At 38.6% G+C, this 19,106-nt stretch carries 9 protein-coding genes; 6 read left to right on the forward strand and 3 right to left on the reverse strand.

Going from position 1 to position 19,106, the window contains the following annotated elements; translation table 11 throughout:
- Positions 1-302 precede the first annotated feature (302 nt).
- From J5J03_RS06160 to J5J03_RS06185, 6 genes are all read left to right on the forward strand, one after another.
- Positions 303-1,817 carry a sugar ABC transporter ATP-binding protein gene (locus J5J03_RS06160; protein WP_331460440.1) on the forward strand — a complete coding sequence of 505 codons (1,515 nt, stop codon included), beginning with the start codon at positions 303-305 and terminating at the stop codon, positions 1,815-1,817.
- Position 1,818: 1 nt separating this feature from the next.
- The gene (locus J5J03_RS06165; RefSeq protein WP_231710627.1) at positions 1,819-2,862 is read left to right on the forward strand and encodes an ABC transporter permease; all 1,044 of its coding nucleotides are present in this window, start codon (positions 1,819-1,821) and stop codon (positions 2,860-2,862) included.
- Positions 2,859-3,845, forward strand: a complete 987-nt coding sequence (gene yjfF / locus J5J03_RS06170; RefSeq protein ID WP_208587393.1) for a galactofuranose ABC transporter, permease protein YjfF — start codon at positions 2,859-2,861, stop codon at positions 3,843-3,845. Before J5J03_RS06165 ends, yjfF begins: the two co-directional genes overlap by 4 nt.
- Before the next feature lie 28 nt (positions 3,846-3,873).
- A complete protein-coding gene (locus J5J03_RS06175) occupies positions 3,874-10,176 on the forward strand; it encodes an immunoglobulin-like domain-containing protein (protein ID WP_208587395.1) in 6,303 nt (2,100 codons plus the stop codon).
- Positions 10,177-10,324: 148 nt separating this feature from the next.
- On the forward strand, positions 10,325-12,511 hold the full coding sequence (locus tag J5J03_RS06180; RefSeq protein ID WP_208587398.1) for a family 43 glycosylhydrolase: 2,187 nt from the start codon (positions 10,325-10,327) through the stop codon (positions 12,509-12,511).
- Positions 12,508-16,377, forward strand: coding sequence for a family 43 glycosylhydrolase (locus J5J03_RS06185; protein WP_208587401.1), 3,870 nt, complete (start codon positions 12,508-12,510; stop codon positions 16,375-16,377). Before J5J03_RS06180 ends, J5J03_RS06185 begins: the two co-directional genes overlap by 4 nt.
- A gap of 121 nt (positions 16,378-16,498) precedes the next feature.
- Here the strand turns inward: J5J03_RS06185 and J5J03_RS06190 are convergent, their stop codons facing one another.
- Genes J5J03_RS06190 through pxpB form a run of 3 tightly spaced genes read right to left on the reverse strand, consistent with a single transcriptional unit; the run spans position 16,499 to position 18,859 of the window.
- Positions 16,499-17,227, reverse strand: coding sequence for a 5-oxoprolinase subunit PxpA (locus J5J03_RS06190; protein ID WP_208587403.1), 729 nt, complete (start codon positions 17,225-17,227; stop codon positions 16,499-16,501).
- Positions 17,215-18,186, reverse strand: coding sequence for a 5-oxoprolinase subunit C family protein (locus J5J03_RS06195; RefSeq protein WP_208587406.1), 972 nt, complete (start codon positions 18,184-18,186; stop codon positions 17,215-17,217). The genes J5J03_RS06190 and J5J03_RS06195 overlap by 13 nt, the downstream gene beginning before the upstream one ends.
- Positions 18,176-18,859: a 5-oxoprolinase subunit PxpB gene (gene pxpB / locus J5J03_RS06200; RefSeq protein ID WP_208587416.1), complete on the reverse strand. Its 684-nt coding sequence runs from the start codon at positions 18,857-18,859 to the stop codon at positions 18,176-18,178. The genes J5J03_RS06195 and pxpB overlap by 11 nt, the downstream gene beginning before the upstream one ends.
- Between the last annotated feature and the right edge of the window lie 247 nt (positions 18,860-19,106).

The raw sequence follows: 19,106 nt of genomic DNA on the forward strand, positions 1-19,106 counted from the left end.
GGATTAGTGTTGTGGAGCATATCTTAACGAAGGCCGCCCACTTCCACTCCTGTGGGACCTGTTTGGCCTGAAGATCCACTTTTTCGAGCGGTTTTGGCTCGAAAAAGTTAGCTGAAGGGCAAACCCCACGGAAAGGGAAGTGGGCAGCCGGAGTGGCGGTTATGATCACGATATATGCCAAAATTACTTCATAGGTGACTGTGCATTTAGTTTCGAACAAACAGTATTTTCATTACTTCGCAATATGTATCTACTTTGAATAAAGAAGTGACCTTTAAAAAACTATAAGGGAGGTAAACTACTTGTCTGAACAACAACCGAGATTAATTATGGAAAATATCGTGAAAGAGTTTCCGGGTGTTAAAGCTCTTTCTAATGTGCAATTTTCACTTTATCCAGGTGAAATACACGCCTTAATGGGTGAAAATGGTGCAGGGAAATCAACATTAATAAAAGTGTTAACAGGTGTTTATTCGATTGATCAGGGTTCTGTAACACTGGAAGGAAATCCTGTCTATATTAATAGTCCATTAGCGGCGCAGGAACATGGGATAAGCACTGTATATCAGGAAATTAATCTTTGTTCCAATTTATCCGTAACAGAGAATATATTTATCGGTCGAGAAATAAAAAAATACGGTAGATTAGCTTGGAAAGAAATGCATCAACGTGCAGAGAAGTTATTAGCGCAATTACAGCTTAAGATAGACGTTACGAAACTATTATCCTCTTATTCAGTAGCGATTCAACAGATGGTAGCGATCGCACGTGCTCTAAATGTATCGGCTAAAATACTTATCTTAGATGAGCCAACATCTAGTTTAGACCGCGATGAAGTACAGCAGTTGTTTGCAGTAATGAGACAATTGAAAAAAGAAGGTCTTGCAATTATATTTGTTAGTCATTTTTTAGATCAAATCTATCAGATTACCGATCGCTTAACAGTATTACGAAACGGTGAATGGATTGGTGAATATAAAACCAATGAAATAGATCGTATGGAGCTTGTTTCCAAAATGATTGGTAAAGAATTAGAGGAAATGGAATCAATTGCTTCCAAAAGTACTGGGAATCAATCAGAGATGAAAGAATCTTTTCTGAAGGCTGATGAGATTGAACGAAAGGGAAAAATTGATCCATTTGATTTGGAAATTCGTAAAGGCGAAATCGTAGGACTTGCAGGATTATTAGGTTCCGGACGAACAGAAATGGTCCGTGTTTTATTTGGAGCAGATAAAGCTGATAAAGGAAAAATCAGAATAAACGGTAAGGAAGTCCACTTTTCCTCACCAAGAAGTGCTATTTTAAATAAAATTGGCTTTTGTTCAGAAAATCGAAAATCTGAAGGGATTATTCCAGAGTTAACGGTACGGGAAAATATGATTTTAGCTATTCAAAGTGTTTATGGTTGGTTTCGTTATTTATCAAAAGCTAAACAAATGGAAATTGCGAATGAATATATTCAATTATTAAATATTAACCCAGCTAATCCAGAGCATTTAATTAAAAATCTTAGTGGTGGGAATCAGCAAAAAGTAATGCTTGCGAGATGGTTGGTAACAAATCCTGATTTGTTAATTCTGGATGAACCTACACGTGGTATTGACATCGGTGCCAAAACAGAAATTATGAAATTAATGACAAAGCTAAGTGAAGACAACAAGTCTATTTTATTCATTTCATCTGAAATAGACGAGATAATGAGAATGTGTAACAGAATAGCTGTACTTCGAGATAGAAAGAAAGTAAATGAGTTTAATAACGATACAGCATTAACACAGCAAGATTTAATGAAAGAAATGGCCGGAGGAATGTAAAATGTTCAAATCTATGATGAAATCAAGACTATTTTGGCCAATATTAGTATTATTGCTTATTTTGATAATCAATTTATTTTTTGATCGCAGCTTCCTATCGATAGAAATGCGAAATGGCCATTTAACAGGAAGTCTTATTGATATTTTAAATCGTGGTGCCCCATTAATATTGATTTCAATTGGGATGACATTAGTGATTGCAACAAAAGGAATCGATTTAAGTGTAGGTTCTGTAATTGCGATGTCCGGGGCAATTGGTGCGATGACAGTTGCAAGTACGGAAGGCACAGGGTTAGGTCCGTTATTTATGGCAATCGGATTGTCATTATTGATTTGTGCGTTAGTAGGTGGCTGGAATGGCCTGCTCGTTTCAAGGGTTGGTGTACAGCCGATTGTAGCTACATTAATCTTAATGGTCGCCGGAAGAGGGATCGCTCAACTGATAACAGGGGGACAAATCACAACCGTATATTATGATCCGTATTCCTTTATTGGTGGTGGTTACTTATTATCCTTACCATTTTCCGTTTTTATTGTAACATTTGTGTTTCTTGTTGCTGTTTTGTTAACACGAAAAACAGCACTCGGGCTGTTTATAGAATCAGTTGGCTCTAATCCTGATGCGAGTCGATTAGCCGGGATAAATTCAAAAAATATTATGTTAATGGTTTACCTGTTTTCCGGTTTTTGCGCTGGAGTGGGTGGCTTGATTTTATCATCCAACGTGATGAGTGCTGATGGAAACAATGCAGGATTATGGTTTGAGCTAGATGCTATTTTAGCTGTGGTAATTGGCGGCACCTCCTTAATGGGCGGACGTTTCTATCTGATGGGAACCGTTATTGGAGCATTAATCATTCAAAGCTTAACCACTACGATTTATTCAATTGGTGTTCCGGCAGAAACAAATTTAGTAGTAAAAGCGATAGTAGTACTGATTGTTTGTTTATTACAATCTCCGGAATTCCGCCGGAAAGTATTTGGTTTTGGTAAGGTAAAACGAACAGGAGAACAGAAAGAAAGAGAGGGTGTGTCATTATCATGATTAATCGATTATCACTAGATTATAAACAACTTCCATTAGTAGCAACAATTACCCTGTTTGTTCTCATGTTTAGTTTTGGTTCTTTGCGTTATACAGGATTTTTATCTACGCAGGTTTTTCTCAATCTATTTATTGATAATGCATTTCTTATTGTAATAGCCGTCGGCATGACTTTCGTTATTTTATCTGGTGGGATTGACCTGTCTGTTGGATCAGTGATAGCTCTGACAAGTATGGTTGCAGCAAGCTTAACCATGGAGGCGCAACTGTCACCATGGATTGTGATACCCATAAGCTTGTTAGTTGGTACCGTTTTAGGTGTTATGCAAGGTGCTTTGATTCATTTTTATAATTTGCAACCATTCATTGTAACATTAGCCGGAATGTTTCTAGCACGCGGACTTAGCTATGTCATTAGTGTCGAAACGATTTCCATTGATCATCCTTTTTTTAGCTATATGGCAAACTCACGAATCCCTTTACCGGGAGATAATTTTATTTCGATTAGTGTAGTAATCGCTTTAACTGTTGTGGTCATTGCTATATTTCTTGCTCATTTCACCAATTTTGGCAGAACTGTGTACGCAATTGGTGGTAGTGAACAATCGGCAATGTTGATGGGCTTACCAGTTGCCAGGACGAAAATATTAATTTATACATTAAGTGGTTTCTGTGCTTCTTTAGCAGGTCTAATCTTTACCTTCTATATGCTTTCAGGTTACGGCTTGCATGCAAATGGTATGGAATTAGACACCATTGCAGCTGTTGTTATTGGTGGCACACTTTTAACAGGAGGTGCTGGATATGTAGCTGGCAGTGTTGTCGGCGTGCTAATTCTAGGAGTTATTCAAACGATTATTGTTTTTGAAGGAACACTTAGCTCATGGTGGACCAAAATCGCAATCGGAGTATTGTTGTTGTTATTTATCGTATTACAACGTGTCATTGTAATGAGAAGTGAGAAAAAGCAAGGTAATGGTTGAAAAATGTGATAAGGGAGTTTGAAACTGGATGAAAAATAATCGAAACCTTTCTCTTTTTATAATTTCGTTATTATTGTTTCAGGTAGTAGCAGGAAGTATTCCCATCACAGTAATTGCAGAAGACAATAAATCAAATCAAGAAAGTAATACAATCGTTCATTATGATATGAAAGAGACAGAAGAGCTCGAAGATAAAACAGTTTTCGAAAATTTGGCAGACGAAGCTTTTGATGGTATTTATCAAAATATGGATAAAAGTCGCCTGATAGCAAATGATGAGGTCGGTTTCGTGGAATTAGATGGTGGTTCTGCAAATGATACTAACGCTTATATTGAACTTCCCAAGACTGATGATGGAAAAGATGTTTTATCGGATTTAGAGAACGTTAGTATCACCGCATTAGTGAACTGGACAAATGATGGTACGAACCGTTGGATTTATGGATTTGGAAGAGTCGATGATGACGTTGCAAATGGAAACAGTTATCTATTCACAACACCGCTACACGGTAGTAATAATAGTGCTGCTACGGGGATATCAGAGGCAGGCTGGCAAAATGAAGCACTGGTTACCGCTAATGAAGCGATGACGGCAAATCAATGGAATGTCGTAACATCTGTTTTTAACAATGAAGAGGAAACGATGTCGTTGTACGTGAATGGAAAAGAGGCGGCGCAGGGTTCTACTAACGGTTTACAGCTAGTTAATATCATTGATTCTAAAAGCTCTTTTTCAGGGTTTATCGGTAGATCTATTTTTCAAAATGATGATTACTTTAAGGGGATGATTGCTGATTTCCGTATTCATGGTGCTGCATTATCAGCTACAGAAGTTGCCAACCTATCGTCTGAATTGCAAACGAAAATCAACCCTTTAAATCAACTTTTGTTAGACGATCAAAAAGGACAATTATCAATCGAATCTTACTTAGATCAGGAAGATACTGTTGATCAGGTAACTCGTGATCTAAACTTACCGACAAGAGGTCGAAACGGTGTCAAAATATCATGGGATTCGAGTTATCCCGATGTGGTTGCTAATGATGGTACTGTTCAACGTCCAGGAGTGGAGGAAGGAGATACGGTTGTTGAACTGACTGCCAACTTATCTATCAAGGAGATAACAACAACCAAAACGTTTGAGATAACCGTATTAAAAGAATTTTCAGATCAGGAAAGAGTAGGCCTTGATGCTGCTGGCATTTCTATCTATAATCCTGACAATGTCAAAGGTAATCTCTACCTACCAACAGTTGGTGAACATGGGTCTGAAATTAGTTGGAAATCCTCACATCCTACAATTATTAAAGGTTCAGATGATATAGCAGATCAACCACATCAGTTGGGGTGGGTAGATCGTCCAGATGCAGATACCGATGTGACTTTAACGGCTAACGTCCAATATAACGATGCAACTATCACACAGGACTTTCAGGTTACCGTCAAAAAAGACCCAGGCGATAAAGAATATGATGCCTATTTCTTTAGTTATTTTACAGGAGAATATGAAGGTGGAGAAGAAATCTCGTTTGCAGTCGCAGAAGACCCATTGCATTGGCGAGCTTTAAATAATGGTCAGTCCGTGATCCAATCGAATATGGGGGAGGAAGGATTACGTGATCCCTTTGTAATTCGAGCTCCAGAAGGTGATAAATTTTACATGATTGCGACCGACTTAAAAATGGGTGAAAGTACTAATTTTGATCAAGCACAAATTACGGGGAGTCACTCGATTATGGTTTGGGAATCAGATGATCTGGTCAATTGGAGTGAACAACGGATGGTAGAAGTTGCTCCAAAAAATGGAGGTAACACATGGGCACCAGAAGCCTTTTATCATAAACCGACTGGTGAATATGTAGTATTTTGGGCATCGTCTATACCGAATGAAGAGACATATGGGGACTATCCAAATGGGCGTCCGAATGGACAATATAATGTGATGTATTATGCGACAACAAGAGACTTCCAAACATTTTCCGAACCAAAGGTATATATTGATGATAGCTTCCCGACGATCGATACGACGTTTATTGAACACGATGAAACACTATACCGTTTTACTAAATCTGAAGTGAATTACAAAGTCTATTATGAAAAAGCACAAACTATTTTTGATGATTTAGATGGAACAGAAGAAAATGGCTATCAATTTGAAGAAATACCCGGAACAAAGGATGGCAATCAAGGCTTAATTGGACATGGTGGGAATAATGAGGGGCAAACCATTTTTAAAGCAATTGATGAAGAAAAATGGTATCTTTTCTTAGATTCCTGGCCGTATCACGTGCGCTGGACGACTGATTTAGAAGATGGATCTCAACTTGTAGACAATGTACTTGATCCAACGGAATATGCTCTGCCACCTGGTCCACGCCATGGAACGGTTATACCTATTACAAGTGAAGAGTATCAAGCATTAACCGATCATTATCTTCCAGATGGTCCAGCGCCAAGTGATGATCCTGTTGTTCATTATTCCTTTGATGAGGAAGTGGATGGGGTTATTACTGATCACAGTGGAAATGGCTATGATGCAACACTTCAAGGTAATGGTTCGATAGTGACTGATCAAGCAATCGGAGATTCTCAAGGGTTTGTTCAATTAGATGGGGAATCAGGCTTTGTAGAAATGCCAGAAAATTTAATTAAACAAGAAAATTTGGAAAAAATGACACTATCGACCTGGGTAAAGGTAGACCAGAATCAAGCAGATCAACGAATTTTTGACTTTGGTTCTGATACGGGTAGAGAAGCAAACCGTAATAGTATGTATCTAAGTACACAAGGCGACTCTGGAGAATTAGAGTTTGCAATGGTAACACCTTATACAGAGAAGTTTGCAAATACATCTACAGACTTACCATCTGATTATAAGTATCGCTTAGCTTCAAGTCGTCTGCAATTAAACCAATGGCAACATGTTGCAGTCACGATTGACGGATTTAATGCTAAACTATTCGTTAACGGGAAAGAAGTTTCCTCCAGTGCTACTTTTAATGTAGAACCTCGAATGCTGATGGAAACAACCATGAATTATCTAGGAAGATCAACTCGCAACAATCAATCATATTTTGCAGGTGGGTTTGATGAATTTAAACTATTTAATCGTGAACTGACTGCTTCCGAAATTGAAGAGTTAGCGGATGAGCTGACAATTGAAGCACCTGAAGAACCACAGACAGAGCCATCTTTACTTTTGGAATACGATATGAAAAATATCGAAAACAATATACTTCAAGACCAATCTGGTAACTTTGATGGAACACTTGTTAATCTTGATGAAAACAATCTGATTACTACCGATCAAGTCGGTGTCATTGAGTTAACAGGTGAGGAGTCCTATATTGAGATTCCAGAAGGTGTCTTAGATGATAAAGAAAGTATTACTGTTTCTACGTTGGTGAATTGGAATGGTGAAAATTCAGCAGAATGGCTCTATACATTTGGACAAAATGATCAGCGCTACCTATATTTCACACCAAGCTATAATGCAGATGGTTCAGCCCGTTTCGGTGTTGCAACGAATGGCTGGCAAAATGAAATATCGACTAAAACAGATGGATTGAAAGAAAATGAGTGGAAGCTTGTAACTACTGTTTTTGATGGTGATGCAAATACATTGGAACTATATATCGATGGAGAATTGGCAGCAAGCAGTGAGGCAGGCGACTATACATTAGCTGATATTGCCAACATGGAAGGTTTAAGTGGGTATATTGGTCGCTCCTTCTATCATGCAGATCCAGATTTTAAAGGAGTTCTAGCCGATTTTAAAGTTTACGATGGAGTATTAACAGCAGCTGATATAGGAGAACTCAAGAACGAAGCTGATGAAAAAATAGCAGCAATTGAATCAATCTTAGTAGAAGACGCGAAGGCACAATTAATCATTGATGACTTGTTGGGAAATAATCAATCAGCCGATGAAGTAATAACAGGTTTAGATCTCCCTGCCAAAGGAAGTAATAACACAGCGATAAGCTGGGAATCGTCCCATCCAGATATTATTTCGGAGGGTGGACAGGTGGTTAGACCAGTCAATGGAGCAGGTAATCAGATTGTTACATTGACAGCTACCTTGACTGATGGTGAAGTATCAACATCAAAAGAGTTCACATTTACCGTGTTAGAAGAGGATGCAGCGGTCATAAGGCTAAAAGAAGCCATTCAATCATTAATAGTGCACAATATTCATGATGTAAGAGGAAATCTGACATTACCTACTGAAGTAGGTGAAAATATCGAGGTCACATGGGAATCTACTGATCCAGAAATGATTACAACTACCGGAGAAGTAACGAGACCAGAACCTGGTGAAGGCGACTCGGAAGTTATATTAATTGCTACATTAGAGTTAGATGGTGAAAAATTGCGTAAAGCATTTAAAGCTAAGGTGAAAGAATTACCAGAAGAACAGGATTATGAAGGATATGTATTCCCTTATTTTACAGGTGAAGGATATGAGAACGGTGAACAAATCTATTTTGCTTTAAGTGAAGGAAATAATCCATTAAAGTGGCAGCAATTAAATGATGAAAAGCCCGTATTTACTTCAGAGTTAGGAGAAGAAGGATTACGTGATCCATTCATTATTCGCTCACCTGAAGGCGATAAGTTTTATATGATTGCGACAGATCTGAAGATTTATGGTAATGGTGATTGGAATCGAGCACAAACGGAAGGCAGCCGATCGATTATGGTTTGGGAATCCAATGACCTTGTTAATTGGTCTGAACAACGAATGGTAGAAGTAGCACCAAAAGAAGCAGGAAATACATGGGCACCTGAAATTTACTATGACGATACGACTGGTGAGTATATCGTTTTTTGGGCATCGAAATTATATGAAGACGAGAAAAATAGAAATAATGGTGACAGCTATCAACGGATGATGTACAGCAAAACCCGTGACTTCTACACTTTTACAGAACCTGAAGTGTACATGGACTACGGCTATTCGATTATTGATACGACGATGATGGAGCATGATGGTAAGATCTATCGTTTTACAAAAGATGAGCGAGGCAATCACCCAGAAGATTCGCCGAATGGTAAATTCATTTTCCAAGAAGTTGGTGATTCGGTATTAGATCCAAACTTTGAAATGATTAAAGAAGGGGTAGGGAAAGAACAAATTAGTAGAGGAGAAGGTCCAGCTATCTTTAAATCGAACTCAGAGGAGAAATGGTACCTTTTTATCGATGAATTTGGTGGAAGAGGCTATGTTCCTTTTGAAACTACAGATCTTGATTCGGGTGAATGGACGATTCCAGAAGAATACGATTTACCAGATCGTCCACGTCATGGTACGGTTTTACCGATCACAGCAGACGAATATCAAGCATTATCACAACAAGTACCACAAGAGGAGAAAGGTGAAGAGGACGAGGTAACATCGATTTCGCTTGAAGAAAATGATATTAATTTACAAGTTAATGAGACAAAACAGCTTGCAGTAAATGTAACACCGGATCAGTCAGTCGACTTATTATGGACTTCGACTAATGAAGAAGTGGCAGAAGTTGATTCAAATGGTGAAGTAAAGGCTGTTAGTAGCGGGGAAGCATATATAACTGTTTCTACGGCTGATGGTCTTCATGCAGATATTGCAAGAGTGGTAGTAACTGAACAAGATGCAGAGAAACCGTCTAATCAGTTAGAAATAGAGCAGCAAAAAGAAGTAAATCCTGGTGAAACTTATTATCTCGAAGGAACAAAGGTAAAAATAAAGATGCCGGGGGATTTACCTGAAGGAACTTTATTGATGATAAAAGAAGTCGATGAAGAAGCATTGCTGAGTGATCAAAGCTTGGAAATAGCAGGAGATGTCTTGGACTTTAAGATTGTTTATCCAGAAGGAACAGAGGAACCTAAGAGTCCATTTGGATTAACATTAGGAATAGATGAGAAGTATCGAGAGGCAGAAACAGCTATTTACTTTTACAATAATTCCCAACATAAGTTGAAAAAACAAGTAAGTGACATTGATGTTGAAGCGGGAACAGTGACAGCCGATGTTTCTCATTTCTCAGTCTATGGGGTACTAAAGACTATAGGTCAGCAAAACGAAACCCCGGATGATGATAATGATCAAAGTGCTCAACCGCCATCTGATAAAGATGAGGAAACATCAAATACAGATGATAATCAAAGTGGAAAGAGCGCAGACGGTACGAAACAACAACAGGAGTCAGATCAGCAAACTGACCAAAACAACAAAAACTTACCAAATACGGCAACCATGCTGTTTAATTGGCTGCTGTTCGGTACTATATTACTTGCCATCGGTTTAGGATTGTATTTCAAGCGGAAGAGAAATGTAATGTGACAGAAAGTTCGCTATAAAAATTCTTGCAAAAAGACTCCACGTAACATCAGGTAGAACATGCTCAGAGAAAGTCTTACATGTTCTACCTTTTTTAATCTAGGAAAGTAGTCTTTATCTTTCAATCTACAAAAAGAAGGGGAGAAGAACTATGGTTAATAAAATCATAGGTTTATGCTTAATGCTGACGTTTATCAGCTTGGTCACAGCTACATATGTGCAAGCAGATAATCCTATTATTAAAGATGAATTTTCGGCAGATCCGGCAGCCATTACACATGAAGGGAAAGTGTACCTTTATACCGGACATGATGAAGCAAACACTAGTGATAGTGACTATGTACTCAAAGAGTGGAGTATCTATTCTTCTGAGGATTTAAAAGATTGGAAATTAGAGGGGAGGGTGCCTCGTGATATTTTTGAGTGGGCAATAAATGATACCGCTTGGGCTTCGCAAACTATTGAGAAAGATGGCAAATTCTATTGGTACACAACTGTTGAGAATGGCGATAGTGCAGCTCCCGGAATGGCGCTTGGGGTTGCGGTATCAGATCATCCGGTTACAGGTTGGGAAGATGCAATTGGTGCTCCATTAGTAAAGAGTACTGATACCGAAAACCCTGATAATATGGGGGCTTGGTCTTGGGATGATATTGATCCAACTGTATTTATTGATGATGACGGTCAAGCCTATCTATATTGGGGGAATACCCACGTATATTATGCTAAATTAAAAGATAATATGATTGAATTGGAAGATGATATCCATCGTTTTGACATTGAAAATATGCCGGGGACTTTTACAGAAGCACCATGGCTTCATAAACAAAACGGTATTTACTATCTACTTTTTGCGATGAATTTCCCTGAAGAATTGGCATATGCGACAAGTGATAGTCCAGAAGGTCCATGGGAATACGGTGGTAAATTGATGGATGCATTACCGTATACAGGGACTAGTCATCCTGCTGTATTAGAATTGGAAGGGGAAACCTACATGATCTATCATAATGCAGCATTACCAACAGGTGGAGATTATAGAAGGTCAGTTGCGATTGACAAATTACACTTTACACCTGAAGGGAAAATAAGAAAAGTAATCCCTACTGCTTCTGGTATTACACATGACAGTTATGCGATAGAATTATATGATGAATCTCGCTATGTTCGTCATTTAAATAATAGTTTAAGAGTCGATCCACTCGAAGGGGATACGTATGAATTTAAATGGCATATCGTTGATGGATTAGCCAGTGATGATGAAGGTTTCCTTTCTTTTCAATCTGAAAATAATCCAGGTTTTTATCTGGTCAGGGATGGTTCTTCTCTAAGCTTAGCAAAACATGATGGTACAGCTAGCTTTGAAGAAGGAGCCACTTTCAAGGAAGTTCCAGGATTGGCAGATGACTCTTGGAGTTCCTATAAAACATTTCATGATTCTTTGTATCTTTCAAAGGCAAGTGATAACACGTTACAGCTAGTAGCGAAAAATAGTTTAGAGAATGAGGGAAATGCCACGTTTCGGTTAAGCAATGCAGATGCAAAAGAAGTAAGCGTTTCTGAGGATGCGCTAGTTATGTTAGAGAACTCTACTGCAACCGTTTCTGCAACCGTTTGGCCAGAAGAGACATTAAGAAAAGAACTAGAGGTATTTGTGGAAGATGAAGATATTATTGACGTAACAACCGATTATCCAAATCAAACAGATGAAACGAAGCTAACGATTAAAGGAAAACAAGAAGGTATGACAACCATTACATTATCGACGTTAGATGGCAATCATCAGACGACAATAGATGTAGAAGTTAAGTCGATCGATACTACTCCTGCTTCACTAGAGGATATCCTTGTCTCTGCCAGTTCTGAAACAAAAAACGTTCAGATAACTGGAACACTTGGAGAGACAGCAGGTAAAAACGTAACATTAAAAGTAGAAAATCCAAATGGTGAAGTGGATTATCTGGATCAAGTTGCATCCAATGATGCCGGAGAATTTAGCTTTAACTTTAGGTTGCAAAGTAAGCTAACTGGAGATTATCACGTATTTTTAGGAGCTAATGGAAATGATCCCTATGAAACTACCTTTACGATAAAAAAACAAGATTCAGCAGATAAAGATAAGCAAAAAGATAAGGACAATGATCATAACGAATCTTCATCATCTAGTGATCAGGAATCTGATCCAGGACAAAAAAATGATAGCGAAAAGCAAGGGAATCAAGACTTACCAGATACAGCAACCAATCTATTTAATTGGATGTTGATTGGTGGGCTCCTTATCATAATAGGACTTATTGCCATATTTGTTGTCAGAAAAAGAAAGGAGGAAGCGAGATGATACAAGTCTTGAAAAGAATCACCATTTCACTGATGATTATGACTTTGGTTATCAGTCCTTTTCCAATAACAGAATCTTACAATGTGATAGCGGAAGAGATGCAGTTGGAGGATGGACTGTTATTACATTATGATTTTGAAAACGAATCGGGAAATGGTATAGAAGATAAGAGTGGGAACGGCTATGATGGTGAGTTAATCAATGATGCCACACTTGTTGAAGATGAGAAAGGCGGTGCCCTATCATTAGATGGTGATCAGGACTATGCATTACTACCTACCAACCTTTTTGATGGCTTAGAGGATATGACGATTAGTACTTGGGTCAAGATTGACAATCATAAAGATTGGGCAACGATTTATTCGTTAGGTAACTTTGATGAAGAGAATGGTGATTATGCGATTAACTATGCTGCAAAAACAGCAGATTCTGAAAATGGAGCACTCGGATTGTTTGGACCATGGCCATTTCCAGCTGTCGAGACAGGACCTGTTGCTGAAGGGGAATGGGTTCATGTTGCAACCATGATTCAAGATCAGAAACTACATCATTATATGAATGGCATACATCAAGGATCAGTTGAAATTGACATGGATGCAGGAGACATTCAGGTGGTAGAAAATCGTTTTATTGGATATCATGCAATGCCTCATGAACAAGGTGAAGGTAAGGGACTGCAAGGGCTAATTTCTGACTTTCGTATGTACGATCGGGCTTTGTCATTAACAGAATTACGTACATTAGCTGATTTTAATTTTGATATATCGGAGATTGAGGCAGTGAATGTTAATATAAGCGTAGGTTCTCTTCCGGTATTACCTGATCAAGTAACCGTCCTTTACCCTAATGGAATGACAGAGAGCGTGACTGTTACATGGGATGAAATGAACCCAGACGACTTCCAGACTCCAGGCGAAGTGACAGTGGAAGGTACGGTTGCAGGAACAACTATGAAGGCAATTGCGAATATTACGGTGGTGGAAGACAGAACAATAAAGGAAATAGAACCTATTATCCTTTACACAGATGCTAGCTCACAGCCGGAATTACCTAAACAAATTCAAGTAACATACGCCGATAATGAAGAGGAGCAAGTATCTGTAGAATGGGAAGAAATACCGGCAGAACAATTAGAAAGGGCAGGCGTTCATTTTACAGTCGAAGGCAGGATTGAAAATACAGAAGAAACTGCAATGGCTAAGGTGTATGTGACATCAGATGTAGCGGCTGATTTCATTACATGGTATAGCTTTGATGAGACACAAAGCGATAATGTATTTGATATTTCAGGCAATGAACAACATGCAACACTTGTAAATGATGCAGCCTTAGCCGATTCAGATAAAGGCGGTGCGGTTGACTTAGATGGAGATCGAGATTATGTTCAAATGCCGACTGACCTTTTTGAAGGGACTGCCAATATGACAATTAGCAGCTGGGTCAAACTAGATACAGCTAAAGATTGGGCATCTTTGTATGCCTTAGGAAATTGGGATCAAGGTAATGCGATAAACTTTGCTTTAAAACAAGCAGGTACGGATGAAGGCATGCTTGAATTATTTCGGCCTGATCAATCTTTCTACCAATTAACAACCGAACCAATTGTGGAAAGTGAATGGGCACATGTTGCTACAACTATTAAAAATCAGCAAATGACACATTATATTAATGGAGTTTCTCAAGGTACTGTAGACATAGGAATGGACGCCAGTGATATTGAAGTAAATGAAAATCGATTTATTGGTTTTCATGCAATGGAACATGAACAAGTGGAAGGTAAAGGGCTAGATGGACAAGTTGCAGATTTTCGTATATATAACAACAGTTTAAGTGAAGAGGATCTGCAAAAAGTGATCAATGAATCATTAACAGATCAAGAAGCGGTTGAAAGAGCTGCTGCCACGTTCGAATTAGGAGATTTGTCAGAAGTAATTACTGACATTGAATTACCAAGTTCAACTGGAAATGGTGTAGAGATCACATGGGAATCCAGCCATTCAGAGATTATTAACGCTTCGGGTGAAGTGTCAAGACCTGGACAAGATCAACAAGACACAGTCGTCACGTTAACTGCAACCTTTGCAAGAGGAGAAAGTAGTCAAACAAAATCATTTGAAGTAAACGTCTTGGCAGATAATATCGAAATAGTAGATGAGATCAGTGTGGTTACCCCACCACATCATCCGCCAGCATTACCGGAGAAGGTAGAAGTGACCTATTTTGATGGTAGTACTGGCACGCGAAAAGTAGATTGGGAGAATATAAATAGTGACGAATTATCAGAAGCTCGATCTCCGTATACCGTGAATGGTGAAGTTTATGGCACAGACATTCCAGCAAAAGCGGTAATTCATGTAGCTGAGTTGGACTATGTTGATGAAGTACATGTCAAGACAGAAGTAGGAGTAGAGCCTGAATTGCCAACTACCGTTACTGCCCATTATACCAATGGTATGTCAGATGAAATTGCGGTTGATTGGAATGACATAGATCCGAATCACTATAGAGAAACTGGGTCCTTCACCGTCAATGGAAAAGCAGCAACATATCATTATACAAATCCATTAATTGAACAACGAGCAGATCCTAACATTTATAAACATACCGATGGCAATTATTACTTTACCGCTTCTGTGCCAGAGTATAATCGTATTATTATGAGAAAGGCTAAAACCATCCAGGGTTTAAGAGAAGCCGAAGAGAAAGTCATATGGGAAGCTCATGAATCAGGAGATCAAGCGGCTCATATCTGGGCACCAGAAATTCATTATGTTGATAACAAGTGGTATATTCATTATGCAGCAGGTGCTTCTGATAATGTTTGGAGGATTCGTCCATATGCATTGGAAAATACGAGTTCAGATCCGCTGGAAGGTGAATGGGTAGAGAAAGGTATCATCCAAAAGTCTCCGGAAGATACTTTTTCATTCACAGACTTTTCATTAGATGCAACGATTTTTGAGCATAATGGTAAGAATTATTATATTTGGGCACAAAAAGTTAACAATATCTCTAATTTATATATGGCAGAGATGGAAAACGGTTATACGATAAAAGGAGAGCCGATGCTATTATCAACACCAGATTATGAATGGGAACGAAATGGTTTTTGGGTAAATGAAGGGCCTGACGTGATTAAGCGTAATGGACAAATATTCGTTTCTTATTCCGCAAGTGCGACAGATGATAATTATAAAATCGGTTTGTTAACAGCAGATAAAGACAGTGATATCATGGACCCATCCTCTTGGACAAAATCACCAGACCCTGTGATGGAAAGTAATGATGCTACCGGTCAATATGGTCCTGGCCACAGTACTTTTACCGTTGCTGAAGATGGAGAAACGGATATATTAGTCTATCATGCCCGTTCTTATAAAGAAATTGAAGGAGATCCATTATATGATCCTAACCGTCATGCTCGAGTAAAAGTATTGAATTGGAAGGAAGATGGTACACCAGATTTCGGTGTTCCGAATGGAGACGGTTTAGTCAACGGTCCAACCGTGGAAGTTAGTGCAACTGTAGAAGTGAAAGAAGCAACAAACTTTAAAGTGAGTCAACAGTTCAGTCACGATCAGCTTGTAGCAAATGAAACACTAGCAAGCGAATTGGTGATAGTAAACCAATCGGAATCAGATGAAACGGTAACCGCGATGATCACGCTATATAATCAAGATAAGCAAATGGTGGAATGGAAGGAAGAACCAATTAGGATTAAAGCAGGTGAAGAGGCATCAACAGAACTCATCCTAGATTTGCCAGATGATGTTACAGATCATTTAGTAAAAGTAATGATTTGGCACGGTGAAGGAATTGGTAATACATCTATGCAGCCTTTTTCTGAAGTTTTTTCACTAGAATAAAAAAAGAGACTGTCTCAAAAATCAGTTTGCTGACGATTGAGACAGTCTCTTCGTTTTACTACTGTCCAGATTATCGTTAAAAGTGTCCAGAAAACTACCAGAAGTGTCCAGATCCACTTACTTATCCAATTATTTCTCGAATTTTCTGCACAAAGTGTAATGCTGCTGTTGAATCGCCATGCACACAAATAGTATCTGCTTTGATATTGATGTTGTCTCCGTTCATTGTAGTGACCTTTCCTGATGTGACGATTTCATTAACTTGTTTCATAGCTTGTTCTATATCACGAATAACTGCATTTGGTTCACTTCTGGGTGTTAAGCTGCCATCTGGCTGATAAGTTCTATCAGCGAATACTTCATTGGCTACTTGTAATCCAAGCTCTTCTCCAGCATTAATTAACTCACTATTTGCAAGCCCGACTAATACCAAGTTCGGATCGACATCATGTACTGCTTGAGCAATAGCAATTGCAAGCTCACGTTCTTTACAAGCCGTATTGTATAAAGCACCATGTGGTTTCACATGAGCTAAATGCATATCATGTACAGTCACAAATCCTTGCAAAGCACCTAACTGATAAACAACCAAGTCATAGGCATGTTCCGGAAGAATATCGATATTTCGTCTACCAAAACCTTGTAAATCTTGAAATCCAGGGTGTGCCCCAATATTAACCTGATACTGTTTAGCTAACTGTACCGTTTTATTCATCGTATGTGGGTCACCAGCATGAAAACCACATGCTATATTAACTGCATCAACTAATGGAATAATTGCTTCATCATTACCGATTTGATACATACCAAAACTTTCACCTAAATCACAATTCAATGTTATTCTTGCCACAGCTTGATACCTCCCCATTTTTCCTGACAAAATCGTTGAATAGTTCGAATTAAGCGCTCACGACTTTGTAAAAGGGTGATTGCTTCATCAACCGTTATCTTTTGAAATCTGAAAGGCTGGCCAGGTCTTAATTGACTTACTTTACTCAAATCAACTCGCGCAACCTGTCCGATTTTTGGATAACCTCCTGTTGGTTGGCCATCTGCCATTAATATAATTGGTTGCCCATTCGGTGGTACTTGAATTGAACCAAATGTTGTAGCCTCTGTTAAAAGCTGTTCATCTTTCCTTTTTTTAATCGGGAGTCCTTCCAAGCGATATCCCATTCGGTTGGATCGTGTAGAAGCAGTCCACTCTGTTTGTGCAAATGTGTCGGAGTCAAACCAATCATACTGTGGACCTTCGATATAACGTATTATCTTTGCCGGTTGTTCAATATAATTAAAAAGGGCAGGGATAATGCCCCAATGTAGCTGATTTTCGGTGTTATAGAAGTGAGAATAGGAAATCGTGTCACCCACAGCTAATTTTCCTCTTAAAACGCCTTCTACCTCCGCTCTCACAACTGTGCTTTGACTTCCAAGGATTTTGGGTATGTCCAAGCCTCCTTTTATAGCCATATAGCCAAAGCCACCTGTTTTCACCGTGCGAAACTGTAAGATATCGTCCTTTTTGACTTGAATAGGCTGGGCAAGTGGAGTCGGTTTGTCATTTAAATTAGCAGACATATTTCCGCCGGTTATCGCAATAATCGCGTGCTGATGGAATTTGATCGTCGGACCAATGAAGCTCATCTCTAGTACTGCTTCGTCTGTATCATTATTAACGAGAATATTCGCCATTTTGGCGGCAAACTCATCCATCGGACCACTGACTGAGAACCCATAGGATTGATAGCCAAGGCGTCCCTGGTCTTGGATGGTGGTATGTAATCCTTCTTCTATTATTTCAATTGTCATTTTTTATACGCTCCTCTTTCTGAAGCTGTTCAAATGCCGTTTTTGTAATTGGGTAAAATCTAACTTGATCCCCTGGTGCCAATAATGTCGGTCTGTCATCAGTTAATAGTAATAAATTTACGGGTGTACGCCCAATGATTTGCCATCCACCTGGGGAGCTGCTAGGGTAAATACCTGTTTGGCCGCCAGCTATTCCGACTGATCCCTTTGGTACTTCCAGTCTGGGGCTGTCTTTCCTAGGTGTAGCAAGTTCTTGATCCATTCCTGTTAAAAACGGGAACCCCGGTGAGAATCCTAAAAAGGAGACGTTATAAGTAGGGGTAGTATGTAATGAAATGACTCTCTGCAATGTCATTTTTTTCTTTTTTATTACGTATTCCATATCGATACCAAACCTTTGGTCATAACAAACGGGAATGTGATGCAATCTACGGTTTATTTTGTCTGTTTGTTTCTGTTCATCAGCAGCAGTGATTACTTTTTTCATCTCTTGGTGAGTAATGCGTAGAGGATCAAAGTATACGGTTAACGTTCTGTAACCAACTACTGTTTCAACGATAAACCATTGATTATCCAGCTGTTGTTTGACTTTAATCAAATAAGCAGATAAATCGGGTGTATAAGGTAATGTCATCATGATGGCATTTTCCGAAATAGATTGAAGACGCATCATCAGCAACCTTCTTTCTTTTTGTTATCTATCATTATTATTGTAACATAAAGAAACCAACTCTTTATGATGTGACAATAGACTTGATAGAGCAAAAGATCTATGCATAGTGGTAAATAATATTGCTGTCGTTACAAAACATTTTCAAATGAAATATTCAAGTCTAAAGTAATGAAAATTGACAAATAATAGTATAAAAAAGGGTTAAAAAGACTATGAAACAAAATGTAGTATTGTTAATATAGTCATG

The sequence above is a fragment of the Gracilibacillus suaedae genome (assembly GCF_017599345.1).
Taxonomy (GTDB): domain Bacteria; phylum Bacillota; class Bacilli; order Bacillales; family Amphibacillaceae; genus Gracilibacillus; species Gracilibacillus suaedae.

What these genes read in the sequence shown, in the direction of transcription:
- J5J03_RS06165 (WP_231710627.1), top strand. Translation starts at nt 1,819, where the DNA reads ATGTTCAAATCTATGATGAAATCAAGACTATTTTGGCCAATATTAGTA.
- yjfF (WP_208587393.1), top strand. Translation starts at nt 2,859, where the DNA reads ATGATTAATCGATTATCACTAGATTATAAACAACTTCCATTAGTAGCA.
- J5J03_RS06175 (WP_208587395.1), top strand. Translation starts at nt 3,874, where the DNA reads ATGAAAAATAATCGAAACCTTTCTCTTTTTATAATTTCGTTATTATTG.
- J5J03_RS06180 (WP_208587398.1), top strand. Translation starts at nt 10,325, where the DNA reads ATGGTTAATAAAATCATAGGTTTATGCTTAATGCTGACGTTTATCAGC.
- J5J03_RS06185 (WP_208587401.1), top strand. Translation starts at nt 12,508, where the DNA reads ATGATACAAGTCTTGAAAAGAATCACCATTTCACTGATGATTATGACT.
- J5J03_RS06195 (WP_208587406.1), bottom strand. Translation starts at nt 18,186, where the DNA reads ATGACAATTGAAATAATAGAAGAAGGATTACATACCACCATCCAAGAC.
- pxpB (WP_208587416.1), bottom strand. Translation starts at nt 18,859, where the DNA reads ATGATGCGTCTTCAATCTATTTCGGAAAATGCCATCATGATGACATTA.